Raw genomic sequence first — 20,923 nt, 5'->3', positions numbered from 1 at the left:
TCTTGCTTCGAATCGTTTCCGCCAATTTGAACGGCATCCGTTCCGCCGATAAAAAAGGTTTCTTCGACTGGCTGGCCGGCATGGACGCCGACTTTGTCTGCGTGCAGGAACTGAAGGCCCAGGCTGGCGACTTGTCAGAGCGCATGCGCCAGCCGGATGGGATGACCGGCTATTTCCATTATGCGGAGAAGAAGGGCTATAGCGGCGTTGGCCTGTACACCCGCCATCTGCCGGACGCGGTGGTGGAAGGGCTGGGCGTGGACTGGATCGATGCCGAAGGCCGTTTCCTGCAACTGGATTTCGGCAATCTCAGCGTGATCTCGCTGTATCTGCCATCCGGCTCCAGCAGCGACGAGCGCCAGCAAGTGAAATTCGACTTTCTCGACGTGTTCATGCCGCATCTGGAAACACTGCGCGCGGCCGGTCGCGACATCGTGATCTGCGGCGATTGGAACATCGCCCACCATGAGATCGACCTGAAAAACTGGAAGGGCAACCTGAAGAACTCCGGCTTCCTGCCGGAAGAGCGCGCCTGGATGACCGATTTGCTGGGCCGTGTCGGCTGGTGCGACGCCTGGCGCAGCCTGTACCCGGACACGCCGGGCTACACCTGGTGGAGCAATCGCGGTCAGGCTTACGCCAAGGACGTGGGCTGGCGCATCGATTATCACATCGTGACCCCGTCGCTGATGGCGCTGGCGCGCAACGCCTCGGTGTACAAGGACGAGAAGTTTTCCGACCATGCGCCGCTGATCGTCGATTACGAGCGTAGCCTGTGATGTTGGACGAGGACGACATCACCTTGATCACGGTGCCGGGCTGGGGCAACTCCGGAGCGGAGCATTGGCAGACCGCCTGGGAGCGCAGCTATCCGCTGGCGCGCCGGGTGGAGCAGGACGACTGGCTCTACCCGGAATGCGAAGCCTGGGTGGACGGTATCCGGCGTACCTTGGAACAGGTGCCGGGCCGCTGGATGCTGGCGGCGCACAGCCTGGGCTGCCATGCGGCGGCGGCCTGGCTGCGAACCTTGTCGCTGCGCGAACAGAAGCGGCTGCAAGGGCTGTTGCTGGTGGCACCGCCGGCCTTGCCGATCAGCGAGATACGGGCGCGCGCCAGCGGCGAACTGCCGGAGGACGCGCCCTTGCCCGCTTTCGCCGGCTTTAATGCGCCGACGCTGCGCTTGTCCGCGCCGGCCTTATTGGTGGCCAGTCGCGACGACCTGTTCTGCGACATGGCCGAGGCCGAAGCGATGGCGCAAGCCTGGGGCTGTCCCTTGGTCGACGCCGGCGCGCATGGACACCTGGGCAGCGCCGCGCGGCTGGGGCAGTGGCGCTTCGGCCAGGATTTGCTGCAGGAACTGATGCTGGCTTGAGCGGGCTCAGCGCTCAACCGGCCGCGCCGGATCGCTGCACCATTCGCTCCAGGAGCCGGGGTAGAGCCGGCTGCCCGCGAAGCCGGCATGGCTCATCGCCAGCAGATTATGGCAGGCGGTGACGCCGGAGCCGCACTGGTGGACGATGGAGGCTGGATCGAATTCACCGAGCAGTGCCTGCCATTCGGCGCGTAGCTGCTGCGCGCTCTTGAAGCGATTTTCGGCGTCGACGTTGTGCATGAAGAAGCGGTTGGCCGCGCCGGGAATGTGGCCGCCCACCGGGTCCAGCGTCTCGCCTTCGCCGCGGAAGCGCTCGGCGGAGCGGGCATCCACCACGGTGAAGGCGGGCTGCTCTATATTGGTCAGCACGGCCGCGGCGTCGACGCTATCCACCAGTGGCGCGCGGACGGAGAAGCGGCAGGGACGGCGCTGCCCGGCTTCGCTGCTGAGCGCGTGGCCGGCCTGGCTCCAGGCGGCGATGCCGCCGTCGAGCACGGCGACGGCGGGATGACCGAGCCAACGCAGCAGCCACCAGGCACGGGCGGCGTATTGTCCGGCCATATCGTCGTAGGCGACCACCTGGGTGCCCGGCGTCACGCCGATGGCGCCCAGGTCCACCGCCAGCCGGCTGCCGTCTGGCAAAGGGTGGCGGCCGTTGTCGCCGGTCTTGCTGCCGGACAGGTGGTAGTCCAGGTGCAGGTAGTGAGCGCCGGGCAGGTGGCCGGCCTCGTAGGCGGCCAGGCCGTAGTCCGGCTGCTCAAGCCGGAAGCGGCAATCCAGGATCACCAGGTTTTCATCGGGCAGAGTGGCCAGTTGTTCGGCGGAAATCAGCGTTTGGTACATGGCATACCTCTTGAATGGAGTCTGGCTGCTCAGCGCAGCAACGTGGCTTGGTAGGACGGGACGCCGGGGACCAGGCGGTAGCTGCCGGCCTCCAGCCGCAGTGTCTCGACACTGCTAGCTCCGTTGTCGTCGACGCGGCGCAGCGCCAGCCAGTGGCGGCCGTCGGCATCCACGCCGTCCACCGGCCAGGCCAGGCCGGATTCGGCGAAGAAGCGGTAGCAGGCCAGATCGGCGCCTTCCAGCCCGTCCGGAACCTGGGTCACCTGGATTTGATAGTTCAGCCAGCAATGGCTGGCGGCGTCGGCTAGTTGTGAGCGCAGTTGTCCGGCCAGGTCTGGCCAGTGGCGTACCGCGCCATCGCGGCGCGCGGCGGCCCAGATCGGGGCGGGAAAGTGGGCGTCGTCTTCGAAGCGCGGAATCACGTGCCAGTGGAGGTGGGGAACCATATTGCCCAGGCTGGCCAGGTTGATCTTGGCCGGCTTTAGAATGTGGCGCAGCGCGGCTTCGGTATATTGGACCCAGTCGAGCAAGTGTAGGCGGTCTTTATCGGAAAGGTCGCTCATCTCGCGGACATGGGCCTTCCAGATCACGCGGCAGAAGCCAGGGTAGCCGGCCTCGTCCACCAACAGCACTCTGAGGCGCTCGTCTTCATGCAGTAGTTGCCCGGCTGGAGCCTGGCACAATTCACAATCCATGGTTGCGGCCTTACTGAAATGTGGAGCGGTCATTGTAACGGTTGCCGTGGGCTTCGGTGAAACCACGGTTCGCTGCTATCATTACAGAAATTATGATTTGAACTATTTATCATGCCTTCTGCCCTAGCCCGCCTGCAGCGGTGTTCAGGCGCTGCGATGGGCAAGAGTGGAGAGCTTGATGACGGATATGATGATTATCTTGGCGCTGATTCTGGCCAGCGCCTTTTTTTCGGTGTCGGAAATTTCGCTGGCGGCTTCGCGCAAGATTCGCTTGCGCCAAATGGTGGACGAAGGCAATGCCAATGCCGAAAAAGTGCTGGCCTTGCAGGAGCATCCCGGCCATTTCTTCACCGTGGTGCAGATAGGCGTCAATGCGGTGGCCATCCTGGGCGGCATCGTCGGCGAAGCGGCGTTCACGCCCTTCTTCGCCCGTGTATTGGGGTTTTTCCTGTCGCCGGATTTGGCGCAGAGCCTGGGCTTCCTGGCATCCTTCCTGTTGGTGACCAGCTTGTTCATCCTGTTCGCCGACTTGACGCCCAAGCGTCTGGGCATGGTGGCGGCGGAGACGGTGGCGGTGCGCATCGTGCGGCCGATGTTGTTCATGGTGCTGCTGTTCAAGCCGCTGGTGTGGCTGTTCAACGAGTTGTCCGGCCTGTTGCTGCGCCTGGTGGGCATGCCCACCAGCCCGCGCGACGAGATCACCAGTGACGATATTTCGGCGATGATGGACGCTGGCGCCGAAGCCGGCGTGCTGCATCGGCAGGAACATCAGGTCATCGAGAATGTGTTCGAGCTGGAAAGCCGGCTGGTGCCGTCGTCGATGACGCCGCGCGAGAGCATCATCTATTTCACGCTGGACGAGGCGGAGGACAGCATCAAGTCCAAGGTGGCCGAGCAGCCGCATTCCAAGTTCCTGGTGTGCGACAACGGTATCGATAATGTGGTCGGTTACGTCGATTCCAAGGATTTGCTGCGCCGGGTGCTGGCGGGCCGCGCGATCTCGCTGAAGGAACCGGGCTTGTTGAAGACCGTGCTCTTGATCCCGGATTCCTTGACCCTGTCCGAGTCGCTGGATCAGTTCAAGGGCACGCGCGAGGATTTCGCGGTGATCTTGAATGAATATGCTTTCGTCGTTGGCCTGATCACGCTCAATGACGTGATGTCCACGGTGATGGGCGATCTGGTGGGCCAGGGTCAGGAAGAGCAGATCGTCAAGCGCGACGAAAACTCCTGGTTGGTGGACGGCATCACGCCGGTGGAAGATGTATTGCGAGTGCTGGAGATCGATGAGCTGCCGGACGATCAGAACTACGAAACCGTGGCTGGCTTCATGATGTATATGCTGCGCAAGATTCCGCGCCGCACCGATTGCGTGCAATACGCCGGCTACAAGTTCGAGGTGGTGGACATCGACAATCACAAGATCGACCAGATCCTGGTGACGCGGGTGGTGGCCAAGGAGCCGGCGCAGGTTTAAGCGCTTGTACGATCGGTTACATGATTTAACACAGGCCTCACAGACTACGGCGAGGCGGCTTGCATATGATGAATTCAAGGATGCACCAGGACGGTGCCCTGACAACCGATAAGTCGCAGACTTGGAGAATCACCATGAAAAAGATCGCCGCACTGATCCTGGCTTCCGTAATCGGCCTGACTTCAGCCGCCACCTTCGCCGCCGACGCTTCCGGCCCGGCCGCCAAGGCCGCCGCTCCGGCGCACGCCAAGAAGCATCACGCCAAGAAACATCATCATAAGAAGCATGCCAAAAAGGCAGCTTCCACTCCGGCCGCGCAAAAAGCCCAAGCCGCCAAGAAACACGTGAAGAAGCAGCATCACAAAAAAGCGCACGTGAAAAAAGCGGCTTGATTCTGCGGCTACAGGCAGGGTATCGGGAGGAGGCTTCGGCCTCCTCTTTGCATTTCCGGAGCCGTGGGCGATTCCCGTTTCGGATGCCATTGAAAATTTAATGGTTTTGTAGTGGCATGGTTTTATGAAGCCAATGCTATTGCCGTGTTGTTTCTGTCTCAAATTGCCAACAGGCATTCTCAAGTTCCCCTTCTCCGCGGCGCCGCGCTGTAATGCCTGCTGGAAGACTCCCATTTCCACCTTGCCCATGGTGGTTCTTGCGTTAAATTCATTGAAATTCACTTAAGCTCAGGCTTGTTCCGGCTTGTTGGAGCTGGCTGTATTGTCGGCGACGTAAGGCAATACTTTTGACCTGTTTTAACTGTTATTAAGGACAGGTTGGTGAAATTTGGGTTGGCAGCGGTGGAGTGATTGCTCGAATCTGATACCACTGTAATACCACATGTCCGAACTAAAACGCCGGCTTGCGGTGCTGCAGCGGGGACAGCATGACGCTGCCGTGATCACTGACAGAATTGAGGAGGTCCGAATGTCGAAGCTTTCGTTGACGTTGTCGGCGCTGTTTGGAGGGGCCGGCTTGTTGTTGAGCAGCGCGGCGGTATTCGCCGCGCCGGCCTGCAATGCGTGGAGTGGTGCGCAGACCTATAACGGCGGCGATTACGCCCTGCACGCCAACAAGACCTGGCGCGCCAAATGGTGGACACAGAACAATCAACCAGGCGCGGATCAATGGGGGCCGTGGGAAGAGCGGCCGGCCAGCGAATGCACGCCCGGTGGCGGTGATCCCGGCCCGGGTCCGGGCACCGGCGTGCCGCCGGAACCGACGCCGACCGTGGGCCGCCATGTCGGCTCCTATTTTGCGCAATGGAGCATTTACGGCCGCAATTACAAGCTGCGCAATCTGGTGGACGCAGGCGGCGATAAGAAGCTGACCTTCCTGAATTACGCTTTCGGCAATGTCTACGCCGACGGCAAGTGCGGCATGGTGACTCGCGCCGAGAACGGTAATGGCGACGGTGGCGATGCCTGGGCCGATTACCAGAAATCCTTTGGCGCCAATGAGTCGGTGGATGGCAAGGCCGATAGCTGGAGCGATCCGCTGCGCGGCAACTTCAACCAGTTGCGCAAGCTGAAGCTGGCCAACCCCTCGCTGAAAGTGCTGATTTCGCTGGGCGGCTGGACCTGGTCGAAAAACTTCGGCAAGTTCGCCGCCAGCGACGCCGGCCGCAAGGCCATGGTCGCGTCCTGCATCGATCTGTATCTGAAAGGCAATCTGCCGGTAGGCGAGAATGCCGGTGGCGCCGGCGTGGCCAAGGGCGTGTTCGACGGCATCGACATCGACTGGGAATACCCGGGCGGCGGCGGCTTGCCGAGCAATAGCGTGGATCCCAACGACAAGCAGAACTTCACCTTGCTGATGGCGGAATTCCGCAGCCAGTTGGACGCGTTGACCGCGCAGAACAAGCGCCGCTACTACCTGACCGCGGCGATTGGCTCCGGCGTCGACAAGATCCGCCAGACCGAGCCGGCCAAGTACGCGGCTTATATGGACTGGATCAATGTGATGACTTACGACTTCAACGGCGGCTGGGACGCCAAGGGGCCGACCAACTTCCAGTCCAATCTGTTCCGCGATCCGGCCGCGCCGGTGACTGGCGACCGCGTCTACTACAACGTCAACGACGCGATCCAGACCCTGGTCACCGCCGGCGTGCCCAAGGCCAAGCTGAACGTGGGCATCCCGTTCTATGGCCGCGGCTGGGCCGGCGTGGCGGCGGGAGCCAAGGGCGATGGCCTGTATCAAGTGGCGACCGGAGCCGGCAAGGGCACTTACGAGGCCGGCATCGAGGATTACAAGGTGCTGAAGACGCGTTCTGCCAAGCAGTTCGTGCATCCGGTCAGCAAGCAGTTGTGGACTTACGACGGCAATGAGTTCTGGAGCTACGACGACCCGGCCACCATCCGCACCAAGCTGGATTATGTGCGTCAGCAGCAACTGGGTGGGGTGTTCAGCTGGTCCCTGGACGGCGACGACGCCCAAGGCACTTTGTTGAAGACCACCAGCGAAGTGCGTCAGGACTCCGCCGCGGCCAAGAAGAAGGCGGCGGCCAAGGCCTCGGCCGCATCGCCGTTGAAGTAACAAGGAAGCAGCAAAGAGAAACCGCCGGGCGTGCCCGGCGGTTTTCGTTTAAGCCGCGCCGCTTTCCAACTCGGCGATGCCGCGCACGCGTAAGGGCTTGGGCGTTTCGTCCAGATTGGACCAGACCCAGTTGAAGTGATCGATCACCTGTTCCGCGTTCAGTTGAGGTCGTGGTTTGCAGGTGTGAGCGTCGGCGATCAGGGTGACGCTGTATTCCTGTGACATCGCCGAGCGCAGCGTGCTGTCCACGCAGAACTCGGTGGCGGAGCCGGCCAGCCACAGCTCGTCGATATCGTCGCCGCGCAGCAGCTCGGTCAGCGTGGTGTGCTGGAAGCTATCGCTGAAGCGTTTGTGCACCACGGCATCGCCATCCTGCCGCGCTAGCGCCGGATGCAGCCGCCAGGCCTCGCTGTCGCGCGCCAGATCGCTGCCGGGGCCGCTGTCGTGCTGGATGAAGATCACCGGCATGTGTTGGCGGCGCGCCAGCGCGATGGCGCGGTTGAGATTGGCCAGCACGGCGTCGGCGCGGCCGGCGCGGGGCTGGCCTTCGATCTGGCCGTATTGCACGTCGATGATGATCAACGCTTTATTGCCCATGGGTTGTTCTCCAACCTTATAGAAGCACGCGTTCGATGCCGCCATCGCGCGCCTGGTCCACATACTGCTTCAACCAGTTCGGCCCCAGCACATGCTTGGCGATTTCCACCACGATGTAGTCGGCTTCGGTGCCGGTGTCCGGGCTGTAGCGCGACAGGCCTTGCAGGCAGGACGGGCAGGAGGTCAAGATCTTCACTGGCTGGGCAGGCTTGGCGCCACCGGTCAGTGCCTGCAGGTTCTTGTTGATTTCCTCTTCCTTGCGCGAGCGCACCTGAGTGGCGATGTCCGGCCGGCTGGCGGCGAAGGTGCCGGATTCGCCGCAGCAGCGGTCTGACAGCGCCACGCCGCCGCCCAGCAGCTCGTTGACCACCTTCATAGGCTGATAGGCCTTCATCGGCGTGTGGCAGGGATCGTGATACAGGTATTGCTGGCCGCCGACGCCGTCCAGCTTGACGCCCTTCTCCATCAGGTATTCATGGATGTCGATGATGCGGCAGCCCGGGAAGATGTCCTCGAAGCGGTATTGCGACAACTGGTCGTAGCAGGTGCCGCAGCTGACCACCACGGTCTTGATGTCCAGGTAGTTCAGCGTGGTGGCCACGCGGTGGAACAGCACCCGGTTCTCGGTGGTGATCGCGTCGCCCTTGTCCTGATAGCCGGCGCTGGTCTGCGGATAGCCGCAGCACAGATAGCCGGGCGGCAGCACCGTCTGCGCGCCGACATGCCACAGCATGGCCTGGGTGGCGAGGCCAACCTGGCTGAACAGGCGCTCCGAGCCGCAGCCGGGGAAGTAGAACACCGCTTCCGCGTCTTCCGACAGCTTGGGGTTGCGGATGATGGGCACGATGCTGGCGTCTTCCACGTCCAGCAGCGCGCGCGCGGTTTTCTTGGGCAGGCCGCCGGGCATGGGCTTGTTGATGAAGTGGATCACCTGCTCCTTGACCGGCGCCTTGCCGACGGTGGCCGGCGGTTGCCGGGTCTGGGAGCCTATCAAGCCCAGGCGCTTGCCCACCGCGTTGCCCAGCCGCTGCGCCTTGTAGGCGACGCCGACCAGGCCGGTGCGCAAGGCCTTGATGGTGGCCGGGTCCTTGGCGGTGAGAAAGGCCATGCCGACGGCGGTGCCGGGGTTGAAACTTTTGTTGCCGGTCTTGCGCAGGAAGTTGCGCATCGCCACCGAAACATCGCCGAAGTCGATCTTGACCGGGCAGGGCTTGACGCAGCGGTGGCAGACCGTGCAATGGTCGGCGACATCGGATAATTCTTCGAAATGCTTGAGGCTGACGCCGCGGCGGGTCTGCTCTTCGTAGAGGAAGGCCTCGGTCAGCAGGCCGACGCCGAGAATCTTGTTGCGCGGCGAGTACAGCAGATTGGCGCGCGGCACATGGGTGGAGCACACCGGTTTGCACTTGCCGCAGCGCAGGCAGTCCTTGATCGAATCGCTGATCGCGCCGATGTCGGATTGTTCCAGGATTAGCGATTCCGCGCCCAGCAAGGAGAAGGACGGCGTATAAGCCATGGCCAGGTCGGCGCCGGGCAGCAGCTTGCCGCGGTTGAAGTGGCCGTTGGGGTCCACTTGCTGCTTGTAGGCGCGGAAGGGGGCGATTTCCTCCTCGCTGAGGAATTCCAGCTTGGTGATGCCGATGCCGTGCTCGCCGGAAATCACTCCGCCCAAGGAGCGCGCCAGCGCCATGATGCGCTCCACCGCCTTGTGCGCGCTTTGCAGCATCTCGTAATCGTCGGAGTTGACCGGCAGGTTGGTGTGGACGTTGCCGTCGCCGGCATGCATGTGCAGCGCGACAAACACGCGGCTGCGCAGCACTTTTTGCTGGATGGCGCGGATGGCGGCCAGGATGGGGCCGTCGGTGTTGCCGGAGAACAGTTGCTCCAGTTCGGCCTGCATTTCGCGCTTCCAGCTAACGCGCACGACCATGTCGCGCAGCGCGTGAAACACCGAGGCTGGCGTCGCCGCGGCGTCTTCCAGCGGCGCGTGCGGCCAACGCTCGCGGTATTCGTGGAAGGGACGGTCAAGGTGTTCCAACAGCCACTGCCAGCGGTCGCGGGTGATGGCGAGCTGGGACAGCGCCGAGGCGCGGCGGTCGCCGATCAGTTCTTCCGATGGCAGATTGGTGTCCAGCTTGTCCACCGGCAGCCGGCCGTGGAAATACTCGGTCAAGGTATCGAGCAGGCGCAGCTTGTTCTGGATCGACAGCTCGATATTGATGCGTTCGATGCCGTCGCTGTAATCGCCCAGCCGAGGCAGCGGGATCACCACGTCTTCGTTGATCTTGAAGGCGTTGGTGTGCTTGGCGATGGCGGCGGTGCGGCTGCGGTCCAGCCAGAAGCGCTTGCGCGTTTCCGGGGTGATGGCGATGAAGCCTTCGCCGTGACGCGCGTTGGCCAGCCGCACCACTTGGCTGGCGGCTTCCGCCACCGCGTCCTCGTGGTCCGACACCAGGTCGGCGATCAGCACCATCTTGGGTCGGCCCTTGCTCTTGGCCTTGGTCACATAGGACACCGCGCGCACATAGCGCCAGTCCAGGTGTTCGAGGCCGGCCAGCTGCACGCCGGCGGCCAGCGCCGTGCCGCCGGGCTTGAACAGATCGGTGATTTCGACGATGGCCGGCGTGGCTTCGGCCACGGTGCCGAAGAACTCCAGGCAGACGGTGCGGATATGCGCGGGCATGCGATGCAGCACAAAGCGGGCGCTGGTGATGATGCCGTCGCAGCCTTCCTTCTGCACGCCGGGCAGGCCGGCCAGGAATTTGTCGGTGACGTCCTTGCCCAGGCCCACTTTGCGGAAGGCGCTGCCGGGGATGTCCAGCTGACGGCTGGACTCCACGGTCTGGCCGTCGTCCTTGAGCTGGCTGACGCGGAAGCGGGCGACGTCGACGTCGTGGATCTTGCCGTAGTTGTGCTCCAGGCGTTCGATGAACTGCCATTGGCCGTTGGCGTCCACCATTTTCCAGTTGGCGAGGTTGTCCAGCGTGGTGCCCCACAGCACCGCCTTCTTGCCGCCGGCGTTCATCGCGATATTGCCGCCGATACAGGAGGCCTCGGCCGAGGTGGGGTCCACCGCGAACACCAGGCCGGCGGCGGAGGCGGCCTCGGCGACGCGGGCGGTGACCACGCCGGCGCCGCATTGTATGGTGGCGCGGAGGCCGTCCAGGCCGGGCAGTTCGATCTGTTCGACGCCGAGGTGGCGGTCCAGCTTTTCGGTATTGATCACCGCGCTCATGCGGTCCAGCGGCACCGCGCCGCCGGTGTAGCCGGTGCCGCCGCCGCGCGGAATGATGGTCAGGCCCAGCTCGATACAGGCGCGCACCAGCGGCGCGATTTCGGCTTCGCTGTCCGGGCTCAGCACCACGAACGGATATTCGACGCGCCAGTCGGTGGCGTCGGTGACGTGGGCGACGCGGGACAGGCCGTCGAACTGGATATTGTCGCGGCGGGTGAGCCGGGACAGCTTCTTCAGGATCTTGGCGCGCAGCTCGCGAGTGTCCTCGAACTGTTCGGCGAAGCGCTCGACGGCGGCGCGCGCCGCGGTCAGCATCTTGCCCACCTTGTCATTGCCTTCGCGGCGTTTTTCCACTTCGGCCAGCCGGTGGCGCATCGCGTCCACCAAGGCCGCCAGCCGCTTGGGATTGTCCAGCAGATCGTCGACCAGATAGGGGTTGCGGTCCACCACCCAGATATCGCCCAAGACCTCGAACAGCATGCGGGCGGAGCGGCCGGTCTTGCGCTCGGCGCGCAGCTCCTCCAGCAGTTTCCACATCGGCTCGCCCAGCAGACGGATGAAGATTTCGCGATCGGAGTACGAGGTGTAGTTGTACGGGATCTCCCGCACACGGGCTTGGGTGGTGGTGGTCATTGTCCGTGCAGCTGTCATTATTGGAAAAACGTCCACCAGTGTAGCCCAATTGTTGCGTTGCGAAAAACCCGTATTCGCTAGGGATTTCCCTCTTTACTTCAAGATATTGCGGAGATTGGATATTGTCCTACCGTCTCTGGGCGGTGCATGGCGGCAGCGTTTCGGAGGAATGGATAGGGCTGGGTGGCGACACCGCTGCGTGGGTGGCGGCGGCCAGGATGGCCGCCGGCTAGACGAGGATCAGCGCGTGGAGGAGTTGAGGGCCAGGCGTTGGGCCAGCTGCACGGCTTCGAATAGGCTGCCCGGGTGGGCATGACCGCTGCCGGCCAGGTCTAGCGCGGTGCCGTGGTCGACCGAGGTGCGGATGATGGGTAGTCCCAGGGTGATATTGATGCCGGCGCCAAAGCTGGCGTGCTTGAGCACTGGCAGGCCCTGGTCGTGGTACATCGCCAGCACCGCGTCGCAGCCGGCCAGTTTGTCCGGGTTGAACAGGGTGTCGGCCGGCAAGGGTCCGATCAAGTCCATGCCCTGGCCGCGCAGCCGCGTCAGCAGCGGTTCGATGATTTCGATTTCCTCGCGGCCCAGATGACCGCCTTCGCCCGCGTGCGGGTTCAGGCCCGCCACCAGCACGCGTGGCGCGGCGATGCCGAACTTGGCGCGCAGGTCAGCGTGCAGGATGCGGCTGACCTGTTCTAGGCTGTCCGGGGTGATGGCGTCGGCGACCTCACGCAGCGGCAGATGAGTGGTGGCCAGTGCCACGCGCATGCCGCCGCCGGCCAGCATCATCACCACTTTGGGCGTGTGCGTGCGCTCGGCCAGGTATTCGGTGTGGCCGGAGAAGGCGACGCCACCGTCGTTGATGATTCCCTTGTGCACCGGCGCGGTTACCATGGCGGCGAATTCGCCGGTCAGGCAGCCGTCGATGGCGCGGTCCAGCGTTGCCAGCACATAGCCGGCGTTGGCCGGGTCCAGCCGCCCGGCGACGACGGGCGCCGCCAGCGGCACATGGCAGACTTCCAGTCCCTGTGTCGGCGGGGGCGTGTCCGCAACATAATCATGCAGCGGCAGCGCGAGGCCCAGTTGGCGCGCGCGCGCCGCCAGCAGCGATTTGTCGCCGATCAGCACGCAACGCGCATCGACGCCGGCTTCGGTCAGCTGCAGCGCCAGGTCCGGGCCGACCCCGGCCGGCTCGCCGGTGGTGATGGCCAATACCGGGACGTTCATGCTTACTTCTCGTCCAGCCGTTCTTCGACAAAGGCGGAGTCGCGCAGCTGGCGCACCCAGTCGGCGTAGGCCTGTTCGATCTTGCGGGAGCGGATCTGCTGCTTGATCGCCAGCCGTTCGCGGTCGCCGGACACGTCCTGATTGCGCTTGCCCTCGACCAGGATCAGATGCCAGCCAAACGGGGTGCGCACCGGCTGCGACAGCTGGCCGATCGGCAACTGGGTCATCGCGTTCTCGAAGTCCGGCACCAGGTCGCCGAGGTTGACCCAGCCCAGGTCGCCGCCCTTGGCGTTGCTGCCGTCTTCGGAGTATAGCTTGGCCATGTCGGCGAACTTGGCGCCGCGCTGGATGCGGTCGCGCACCTGTTCGATGCGGGTCTTGGCGTCATTGGCCGATACCGCCTCGTTGGTGCGGATCAGAATGTGACGCACATGGTATTGCTCCACCATCATCGGCGCGCCGCTGTCACGCTTGTCCTGCAGTTGGAAGATGAAGAAGCCTTGCTGGGTGCGGATTACATTGGTGTGCTGGCCGGTTTTCAGCTGCTCCAGCATCTGCACGAACTCCACTGGCAGCGACACCGCGCTGCGCCAGCCCATATCGCCGCCTTTCAGCGCATTGGGCGCGTCGGAGTAGCTGGCCGAGACCTTGGCGAAGGGCTGGCCTGCGTCCAGTTCCGCCAGGGCTTTCTCCGCTTTCTTCGACAGGGTGTCGATCTGCTTGGCATCGGCGCGCTCCGGCACATTGATCAGGACGCTGGCCAGGTGGTATTCGGCGCGGTTGCCGCTCTGCGCGCTTTTCAGCACCTGGTCGACTTCGGTCTCGTTGACATTTACCTTGGCGGCGACTTCGCTGTCGCGCAGGCGGGCGATGGTCAGCTCCTTGCGCACTTCGGCGCGCAGCTTGTCGAAGGCCAGGCCCTCCTTGGCCAGCTGCGCTTTCAGGCCGGCCAGATCCATTTTGTTCTGCTTGGCCAGATTGGCCACGGCCTGGTCCACCGCGGCGTCATCGATGCGCAGGCCGCCACTGGCGGCGTATTGCAGCTGCACTTCTTCGGTGATCATCTGCTCCAGCATCTGTTTTTCCAGCACCTGGCGCGCCGGAGGCGCCACTTTCTGAGCCTGTAGCTGTTTGATCGCTTCGTCGACGCGGGCTTGCAGGTCCAGCCAGGTGATCACGTTCTTGTTGACCACCGCTACGATGCGGTCCACTTCTTTGACCGGGGTGGCGGGAGCGGCGACGGCGCCTTGCAGGGCGCCGGCCAGCAACAGGGCGAGCAGAGTCTGTTTCATGATCATCGCTTATAAGTCGTTAGTCTTGCTATAACCGGGAATCGCCAGCTTCAGCGTGTTGACTGGGTTGTTGCCGAAACCGCCCAGGCCTTTGAATTCCAGTTGGAAATAAATGGCGTTCTTGGTGGTGGTCAGATCGCTGACATAGCGCTGACCGACCATGCGCGCCGACCAGCAACCGTCGTTGTACTCGAAACCGGCCAGTTGTTCCAGCGGCTTGCGGTCGGCCAGCGAGTAGTTGTAGCGGCCTAGCGCATACCATTTCTTGGCGATCGGCCATTGCGCGGCGATGTCCACCTGGCGCAGCGGGCCGTAGAGCGAGGAGTTGTCGAGCTGCTCGTAGCGGCCATAACGGTAGCGGGCGCTGAGCACCTTGCCCGCCGCCGGGTTGTAGCGCAGCTGGGCATTGTAACGCTCGGTGGTTTTCAGCGCCTCGTTCCATTCATAGGAGCTGTCCAGCCGCCAGCCCTTGGCCAAGTCACCGCTGGCGCCCAGCAACAGGTTGGAGCCGCTGACGGTGCGTTGCTGTGGCACGCCGGCCAGCGTGATGTCGTCCTGGTTGAAGTAGTAGCGCTTGCCCACCGTCAGTCGGATCCGTTCCATGCCGTTTTCCTGGCTGATTAGGCGGCTGGTCAGCGCCGTGGTCAGCTGATTGGCGCCGTTGACACGGTCGGAACCGGAGAAGCGGTTCTCGGTGAACAATTGAGCGAAGTTGAAGTCGTTTTCCGAGGTATCGAAGTTGGGTAGATTGTTCTGATTGCGGGTCGGAATATTGACGTAGAACAGCCGCGGTTCCAGCGTCAACAGATGGTCCTGCCCCAGGAACTCGGTGTCGCGGTCGAAGTAGAGGCCGGCATCGGTGCTGAAAATGGGCAGGCTGCGCGACACCGAACGCGCTTGCTGACCGGGTAGCGCGTCCAGCTGGTACTCGGTCAGATGCACGCCGATCTTGGGCCGCAGAAAGCCCCAACTCTTGTCCAGGCTCCAGCTCAGGCTGGGATAGGCGACCAGACGGTCACCGTTTTGCAGCGTAGGGTGCGAGAAGCGGGTCAGCTCGCTTTGCAGATTGGCGCTGAAGCCTTGTGGCAACTGCTGGTTGGCGTTGAAGATCAGCTGCGGTAGCCGCGCATAGGGGATATCGCCTGGGGCCGGGTTTTCCAGCAAGGTCTGGTAGCGCTGCGCGCGCAAGGTGGCGTTGGCCGAACCGCCCTGCCAGCCAAAGCCGTAGCTGAGCCAGGCTTCGCGCACCAGGTTGACGTTGGCGGCGATGCTGAGACGGTCGCCGAAATCCTTGAAGTAGTTCGGGTCGGAGACGTAGTTGGCGTTGTAGCCGAAGCTCAGGCCCGGCGCCAGCGTCTGGTTATGTGTCGCATACCAGGCGTAGCGGTTCTTGTCGGTAACCTTGTCCTTGGGCAATTGCTCGGTGTAGATCGAACCGGTGTAGTTGGGTTGCAGGTAGCGGAACTCCGCGCCCAGCATTGTGCCGTGCTTGTCGTTGAAATGCGGGGTGATGGTCGCGTCGTAGTTGGGCGCGATATTCCAGTAATACGGCAACGCGACCTCGGTGCCGTTGCTGCCGGTCTTGAAGGTGGGCGGCAGGAAGCCGCTCTTGCGGTTGCCATTGAGCGGGAAATCCATCCACGGGGTGTACAGGATGGGCACGCCGTAGAAATTCAGCCGCGCGTTGCGGGCGGTGCCGACGCCGTTGACGTAGTCCAGATCCAGCAAGGAAGAGTTCAGATACCAGGAGTCGTCGCCGGGCTCGCAGCTATTGATGCGGCTATTGTAGACCCGGTATAGATTCTGACCGCGGAAGTCCACTTGCTGGCCATCGCCGCGCATCGGCACCGTGCTCATCGGGCGGGTGCTCGCCGGTGCTCCCTTGGCGGCCGGTGCCGGCTTGCCCATCGCGAACACCGGGTCCATGCCGGTGCCGCTGTAGTCGGCGACGTTGTAATCCAGCGTGGTGCCGGTGACGACATCGACGCCGCGCGTCATCTTGAAGCGGTCGCCGGCTTTGACCCGATCCTTGTTCTGGTAGTAGTCCAGCCAGTCGGATTCCAGCTTCTGGTCGTCGCGGGTGACCACCACATTGCCGCGCGCTTTCAATTCCACATTCATTTCACCGTCCATATCGTCGGCGGTGACATGGGTTTGGCCTTCGGCCTTGGGCGGCGTGGGCAGGGCGATCGGCGCGTCTTCATCGGCCAGCGCCAGCGCGGGGTTCAGCGAAAACGCGGCTGCCAGCGCCAAGGCTAGCGGATGGGGTTTGATTCTGGGCATGCACAAAGCCATATCTAAGGGGCGGCGGGGCAGTATAAAATCAGCCAATTCTATCAGCACCAAGACGAAGCGACATGCACAGACAGGAACTCATCAAGAAATGGCTGGCGGATTTGTATCCCGGGCAGGACATCGGGCTGGAATTCGCCGCCGCGGATGCCGATTTCCGGCGCTACTTTCGTGCGACTTGGCCGGACGGCGCGAGTTGCATCGTGATGGACGCGCCGCCGGAAAAAATGAGCACCGATGCCTATGTGCAAGTGCGCGACGTTTTCGCGATGGTCAATGTTCCCAAGCTGCTGGCGCGTGATCGCGAACAGGGCCTGCTGTTGTTGGAGGATCTGGGGCGGGTGACCTATCTGGCCGCCTTGGAACACGATGGACGCGAACAGGTGCGGCGTCATCTATTGCTGGAGGCGCTGGACACCCTGGTGGAAATCCAGTCCGCCAGCCAGCCGGGAGTGTTGCCGGAATACGACGCAGCGCTGCTGACGCGCGAGTTGAATCTGTTTCCGGAATGGTTCTGTGCCAAGGAGCTGGGCCAGCCGCTGAATTTCGCCCAGCGCCAATTATGGGACGCCGGGGTCCAGGCCTTGCTGCCGGTGCTGCTGGCCCAGTCCAGGGTGTTCGTGCATCGAGATTTCATTGTGCGCAACCTGATGCTGACACCGGGCAAGCCCGGGGTCCTGGATTTTCAGGACGCGGTATTCGGTCCGATCAGCTACGACATCGTCAGTCTGCTGCGCGATGCCTTCATCGAGTGGGACGAGCCCTTCGTGCTCGATATCGCGATCCGCTATTGGGAAAAGGCGCGCGCGGCGGGTCTGCCGGTGCCGGCCGAGTTCGATGCCTTCTACCGTGATTTCGAATGGATGGGGGTGCAGCGTCACCTGAAAGTGGCCGGCATTTTCGCGCGGTTGTTCCACCGAGACGGCAAGGACAAATACCGCGCCGAGATTCCGCGTTTCATCAAATATCTGAAGCGAACCTCCCGTCGTTATCAGGAACTGGCGCCGTTTTATCAGTTGCTGCTGCAATTGGTGGGCAAGGATGAGACTGACGAAGAACTGCAAGCGGCCTATCCGGTGCTGAGCTACAAGGGGTGAGCATGCCTAAAGCCATGATTCTGGCGGCCGGCCGCGGTGAACGGATGCGGCCGCTGACCGATCACACGCCCAAGCCCTTGTTGCCCGTGGACGGCAAACCCTTGATCGTCTGGCAGATCGAGCGCTTGGTGGCGGCCGGTTTCGCCGATATCGTGATCAACCACGCCTGGCTTGGCACGCAGATTGAAAGAGAGTTGGGCGATGGCCGGCGCTTTGGCGCGCGCATCGCCTACTCCGCCGAGGGCGAGCCCTTGGAAACCGCCGGCGGCATCGCCAAAGCCTTGCCCTTGTTGCGCGAGGAGGGCGATTGCGCCTTCCTGTGCGTGGCGGCGGATATCTACACCGATTTCGACTATGCCCGCCTGCTGCCACGCTTGGATGCGCTGGAGCGCGGAGTTGAACCGGGCATGCATCTGGTGATGACCGACAATCCGGCTTTCCACGCCGGCGGCGACTTCGCCTTGGCGGCGGATGGCCTGCTGCGGGCGGACGGCGAGCGCAAGCTGACCTTCTCCAGCATCGGCCTGTACGATACCCGCATGTTCGCCGCCATCCAGGCCGGCAGCTTTGTGCCGATGCGGCCGTTTTACGATGCGGCCATCGCGGCGGGCAGAGCCAGCGGCGAGTATTTCAACGGCGCTTGGCACAATGTGGGCACGCCGCAGCAATTGCAGCAGTTGGATGCGCAATTGCGCGCCGTCCCGGGTTGAGGCGATGTCGGCTCCATCCCTTCCCGGCGCGCGTCGCATTCTCGGCATCGATCCCGGCAGCCGTATCACCGGCTTCGGCGTGATCGACTTGCTGGGCCAACAGCGCCACTATGTCGCGTCCGGCTGCATACGCACGCCGCCAGGCGCGCCGCTGAGCGAACGCATCCGCGTGATCGTCGACGGCCTGTTCGGCGTGATCGATACCTACCAACCACAGGCGGCGGCGATCGAGCAAGTGTTCGTCAACGTCAATCCGGCGGCCACGCTGATGCTGGGACAGGCGCGCGGCGCCTGCATCGCCGCGCTGGTGTTGCGGGACCTGCCGGTGGCGGAATACACCGCGCTGCAGGTCAAGCAATCCGTAGTCGGCCATGGCAAGGCCGCCAAGGAGCAGGTGCAGCACATGGTGGTGCGGATGCTGAATCTGTCCGGCACGCCGCAGGCCGACGCAGCCGATGCGCTGGCGGTGGCCCTGGCGCATGCCAACCTCAGCGCCGGCGCCTTGGGCCAACTGGCGCAGAGCGGCTTGAAAATTCGCGGCGGCCGGCTGGTATAGCCGCTTGCCTGTTATCGCTTGAAGAAAGAACCAGAACATGATCGGACGCCTGAGCGGCAATCTCATCGAAAAACTGCCGCCGCAAGTGGTGCTGGACGCCAATGGCGTCGGCTACGAAGTCGATGTGCCGATGACCACGTTTTACCAACTGCCGGCGCTGGGTCAGAAAACCACGCTATTCACCCATCTGGTGGTGCGCGAGGACGCTCATCTGCTGTTCGGCTTCGCCAGCAAGGAAGATCGCCAGACTTTCCGTCAGTTGATCAAGGTGAGCGGCATCGGCGCCAAGATCGCGCTGGCCATTCTTTCCGGCATGACCACCGATGAACTGGCGGTGGCGGTGGCCAGCGAGGACATCAAGCGTCTGTCTGCGGTGCCTGGCATAGGCAAGAAAACCGCCGAGCGCCTGGTGCTCGAACTGCGCGGCAAGCTGGCCACTGGCAGCACGCTGACCGCGCCGGGCGGGCTGGCTTTCGCCGCGACGCCGGACGAGAAGAGCGACATCGTCAACGCCCTGCTGGCATTGGGATATAACGAGAAAGAGGCGGCGGCCGCCATCAAGGGCCTGCCGGCCGAGGTGACGGTGAGCGAGGGCGTGCGCCTGGCCTTGAAGAGCCTGATGAAGTTCTAGCACCTGTCCAGAGGGCAAGGGCGAGGCAGCGGAAGGTATTCGCGATATCTGTGCTCTTCGAAGCGGTTTTCACCGAGTTAGCCTCGCCGGGCACTGCTGAGCGTGAACGGCTTCTAAAGCCGCTTACTGCTCGCCTATAGTGGGGGGAGCCATGCGCGGGCATGGCGCGACACTGTGGCGCGGCGGGGAGGCGGGTTCATCGTGAAGACATGGATGGTGCTGAGCGGTTTGGCGCTGGCGGCCTGTTGGGCGGGCGCCGAGGGCGGCGTGGCGTGTCCGCCGCGTCCCATTCGCTTCGCCTTCTATGAAATCGGCCAGTTTTATAGCGCCGGTCAAGGGCTGGATCGGGATGTCGCCGAAGAACTGCGCCGCCGCAGCGGCTGCCGTTTCGAGTACCTGGTGATGCCGCGCGCGCGCATCTGGCAGGAGTTGGAGGCCGGCATGCTGGACATGACCGGCTCCGCGATCGAAACCCCGGAGCGGAGCAAGATTTACTGGTTCTTCAACTATATCCAGTTGCGTCAGTACGCGATTCTATCGGCCGAGGTATCGGCCTCCATCCAGTCCATGGAAGCTTTTATCCAGGACGCCCCGTCCAGCCGCTGGGCCATCGTGCGCAGTTATAGCACCAGCCGCTACTTCGATCCCTTGGTGACCCAATTAGCGGTGCAACGCCGGCTGATCGAGGTCGCCGACGAGGATGCCTTGTTCCGATTGCTGGCCCAGCGCCGTGTCGCCGGCATCTTTTCCACGCCCATGGTTTATCGCCAGAAGATCCGCCTGCATGGTTTGGAGGGCAAGGTGCGGGTGGCTGACTGGGAGCGCGAGGAGACGCCAAGTCCGCGCAGCCTGGTGCTGAACAAGCGCGGTTTTTCCGAAGGCGAAGCCCGGGCCTGGCATCAACTGCTGGACGGCATGAATCGCGACGGCACCATGCTGCGGCTGATCAGCCGCTATATGAGCAGGGACGAGGCCGCGGCAGCGGTGTGGGCCGGTGGAAAACGATAGCATCCGCGAATAAAAAAGGCCGCCCAGAAGGGCGGCGAATGGAGGCGGGCACACTTGCGTGCGTCCCTTGGGACGACTCCGGGTAAAGCGAGGGTCGGCGCTGCTGTACTCAGGGCAAGCGAGCCAGGGGGCAGCGCGCCGATGAACACTAGGGGTTTAGCCTGCGGCTTTGAGAGTGACGTTGGTGCGAACCGCGGTCACGCCAGGCACGCGAGAGGCTTCTTCGGCTACGCGGCGCAGCGCTTCTTCGCTGGGCGCGGTGCCGGTCAGAATGACTTCGCCCGCTTTCACGCTGCTCTGGATATTGGCGCCGACTTGGGCCGCAGCCTTGGATACCGTTTCCTGAACCGCCTGGTTCAGGTTGGCTGCAGGTGCGCTGGGCGCGGCTTCCGCCACCATGGCTTCCGCGGCGCTGGCATCGCCCTTGGCGGCGGTGGCGCGTTGAGCCTGGTCGTCGGCCGGAGCGCTGGCATCGCCCTTGGCGGCGGTGGCGCGTTGAGCCTGGTCGTCGGCCGGAGCGCTGGCATCGCCTTTGGCGGCGGTGGCGCGTTGAGCCTGGTCGTCGGCCGGAGCGCTGGCATCGCCCTTGGCGGCGGTGGCGCGTTGAGCTTGGTCATTGACCGGAGCGCTGGCGTCTTGAGCTGCCCAGCTAGTGCCGGCCAGCAAGGAACTCATCAGGGCAAGGGCAAGAGTGGTTTTTTTCATGGGATCAGCCTTTCGATAAAGTGA

General features: G+C 63.3%; 18 protein-coding genes. 10 read left to right on the top strand and 8 right to left on the bottom strand.

Annotated features, from left to right (window positions below; all coding sequences use genetic code 11):
* Positions 1-2 precede the first annotated feature (2 nt).
* On the top strand, positions 3-779 hold the full coding sequence (locus tag LQT98_RS16830) for an exodeoxyribonuclease III (protein WP_231463706.1): 777 nt from the start codon (positions 3-5) through the stop codon (positions 777-779).
* Positions 779-1,372, top strand: a complete 594-nt coding sequence (locus LQT98_RS16825) for an RBBP9/YdeN family alpha/beta hydrolase (protein WP_231463770.1) — start codon at positions 779-781, stop codon at positions 1,370-1,372. Before LQT98_RS16830 ends, LQT98_RS16825 begins: the two co-directional genes overlap by 1 nt.
* Positions 1,373-1,378: 6 nt before the next feature.
* Here LQT98_RS16825 and LQT98_RS16820 read toward each other — a convergent pair whose 3' ends face one another.
* On the bottom strand, positions 1,379-2,215 hold the full coding sequence (locus LQT98_RS16820) for a sulfurtransferase (protein ID WP_231463704.1): 837 nt from the start codon (positions 2,213-2,215) through the stop codon (positions 1,379-1,381).
* Between the two features lie 29 nt (positions 2,216-2,244).
* The gene (locus LQT98_RS24140) at positions 2,245-2,910 is read right to left on the bottom strand and encodes an HIT family protein (protein ID WP_331282563.1); all 666 of its coding nucleotides are present in this window, start codon (positions 2,908-2,910) and stop codon (positions 2,245-2,247) included.
* Positions 2,911-3,097: 187 nt separating this feature from the next.
* On the opposite strand from LQT98_RS24140, the gene LQT98_RS16810 reads away from it, so the two are divergent.
* The 3 genes from LQT98_RS16810 to LQT98_RS16800 all read left to right on the top strand — a co-directional run bounded on the left by LQT98_RS16810 (position 3,098) and on the right by LQT98_RS16800 (position 6,919).
* On the top strand, positions 3,098-4,387 hold the full coding sequence (locus LQT98_RS16810; protein ID WP_231463702.1) for a hemolysin family protein: 1,290 nt from the start codon (positions 3,098-3,100) through the stop codon (positions 4,385-4,387).
* A 134-nt stretch (positions 4,388-4,521) separates the two neighbouring features.
* Positions 4,522-4,779: a hypothetical protein gene (locus tag LQT98_RS16805; protein ID WP_231463700.1), complete on the top strand. Its 258-nt coding sequence runs from the start codon at positions 4,522-4,524 to the stop codon at positions 4,777-4,779.
* 529 nt (positions 4,780-5,308) lie between these two features.
* Positions 5,309-6,919 (top strand): glycosyl hydrolase family 18 protein, encoded by a 1,611-nt coding sequence (locus LQT98_RS16800; RefSeq protein WP_231463698.1) that lies wholly within the window; start codon positions 5,309-5,311, stop codon positions 6,917-6,919.
* A 48-nt stretch (positions 6,920-6,967) separates the two neighbouring features.
* Here LQT98_RS16800 and LQT98_RS16795 read toward each other — a convergent pair whose 3' ends face one another.
* From LQT98_RS16795 to LQT98_RS16775, 5 genes are all read right to left on the bottom strand, one after another.
* A complete protein-coding gene (locus LQT98_RS16795; RefSeq protein WP_231463696.1) occupies positions 6,968-7,516 on the bottom strand; it encodes a cysteine hydrolase family protein in 549 nt (182 codons plus the stop codon).
* A 16-nt stretch (positions 7,517-7,532) separates the two neighbouring features.
* Entirely contained in the window at positions 7,533-11,384 is a 3,852-nt protein-coding gene (locus LQT98_RS16790; protein WP_231463694.1) for a DUF3683 domain-containing protein, read from the bottom strand.
* 240 nt (positions 11,385-11,624) lie between these two features.
* Positions 11,625-12,608, bottom strand: a complete 984-nt coding sequence (pdxA, locus tag LQT98_RS16785; RefSeq protein WP_231463692.1) for a 4-hydroxythreonine-4-phosphate dehydrogenase PdxA — start codon at positions 12,606-12,608, stop codon at positions 11,625-11,627.
* 2 nt (positions 12,609-12,610) lie between these two features.
* Entirely contained in the window at positions 12,611-13,900 is a 1,290-nt protein-coding gene (locus LQT98_RS16780; protein ID WP_231463690.1) for a peptidylprolyl isomerase, read from the bottom strand.
* A gap of 9 nt (positions 13,901-13,909) precedes the next feature.
* Positions 13,910-16,183 carry an LPS-assembly protein LptD gene (locus LQT98_RS16775; RefSeq protein WP_231463688.1) on the bottom strand — a complete coding sequence of 758 codons (2,274 nt, stop codon included), beginning with the start codon at positions 16,181-16,183 and terminating at the stop codon, positions 13,910-13,912.
* A 74-nt stretch (positions 16,184-16,257) separates the two neighbouring features.
* Here LQT98_RS16775 and amgK point away from each other — a divergent pair, with 74 nt between their 5' ends.
* The 5 genes from amgK (at position 16,258) to LQT98_RS16750 (ending at position 20,194) form a co-directional block, all read left to right on the top strand.
* Positions 16,258-17,289: an N-acetylmuramate/N-acetylglucosamine kinase AmgK gene (amgK, locus tag LQT98_RS16770; protein WP_048408269.1), complete on the top strand. Its 1,032-nt coding sequence runs from the start codon at positions 16,258-16,260 to the stop codon at positions 17,287-17,289.
* A 2-nt stretch (positions 17,290-17,291) separates the two neighbouring features.
* Positions 17,292-17,999 (top strand): N-acetylmuramate alpha-1-phosphate uridylyltransferase MurU, encoded by a 708-nt coding sequence (gene murU, locus LQT98_RS16765; RefSeq protein WP_197081362.1) that lies wholly within the window; start codon positions 17,292-17,294, stop codon positions 17,997-17,999.
* Between the two features lie 4 nt (positions 18,000-18,003).
* Complete coding sequence (ruvC, locus tag LQT98_RS16760) at positions 18,004-18,555, top strand: crossover junction endodeoxyribonuclease RuvC (protein WP_231463686.1); 552 nt, start codon at positions 18,004-18,006, stop codon at positions 18,553-18,555.
* A gap of 37 nt (positions 18,556-18,592) precedes the next feature.
* Positions 18,593-19,186 carry a Holliday junction branch migration protein RuvA gene (gene ruvA, locus LQT98_RS16755; protein ID WP_231463684.1) on the top strand — a complete coding sequence of 198 codons (594 nt, stop codon included), beginning with the start codon at positions 18,593-18,595 and terminating at the stop codon, positions 19,184-19,186.
* A gap of 201 nt (positions 19,187-19,387) precedes the next feature.
* The gene (locus tag LQT98_RS16750; protein WP_231463682.1) at positions 19,388-20,194 is read left to right on the top strand and encodes a substrate-binding periplasmic protein; all 807 of its coding nucleotides are present in this window, start codon (positions 19,388-19,390) and stop codon (positions 20,192-20,194) included.
* 156 nt (positions 20,195-20,350) lie between these two features.
* On the opposite strand, the gene LQT98_RS16745 is transcribed toward LQT98_RS16750, so the two are convergent.
* Positions 20,351-20,899, bottom strand: coding sequence for a BON domain-containing protein (locus LQT98_RS16745; protein WP_231463680.1), 549 nt, complete (start codon positions 20,897-20,899; stop codon positions 20,351-20,353).
* Between the last annotated feature and the right edge of the window lie 24 nt (positions 20,900-20,923).

The organism is Chromobacterium aquaticum (assembly GCF_021129195.1).
GTDB classification, from domain to species: Bacteria; Pseudomonadota; Gammaproteobacteria; order Burkholderiales; family Chromobacteriaceae; genus Chromobacterium; species Chromobacterium aquaticum.
The sequence above is the reverse complement of the archived record's forward strand: the minus strand, read 5'-3'. Positions and strand labels throughout refer to the sequence as shown.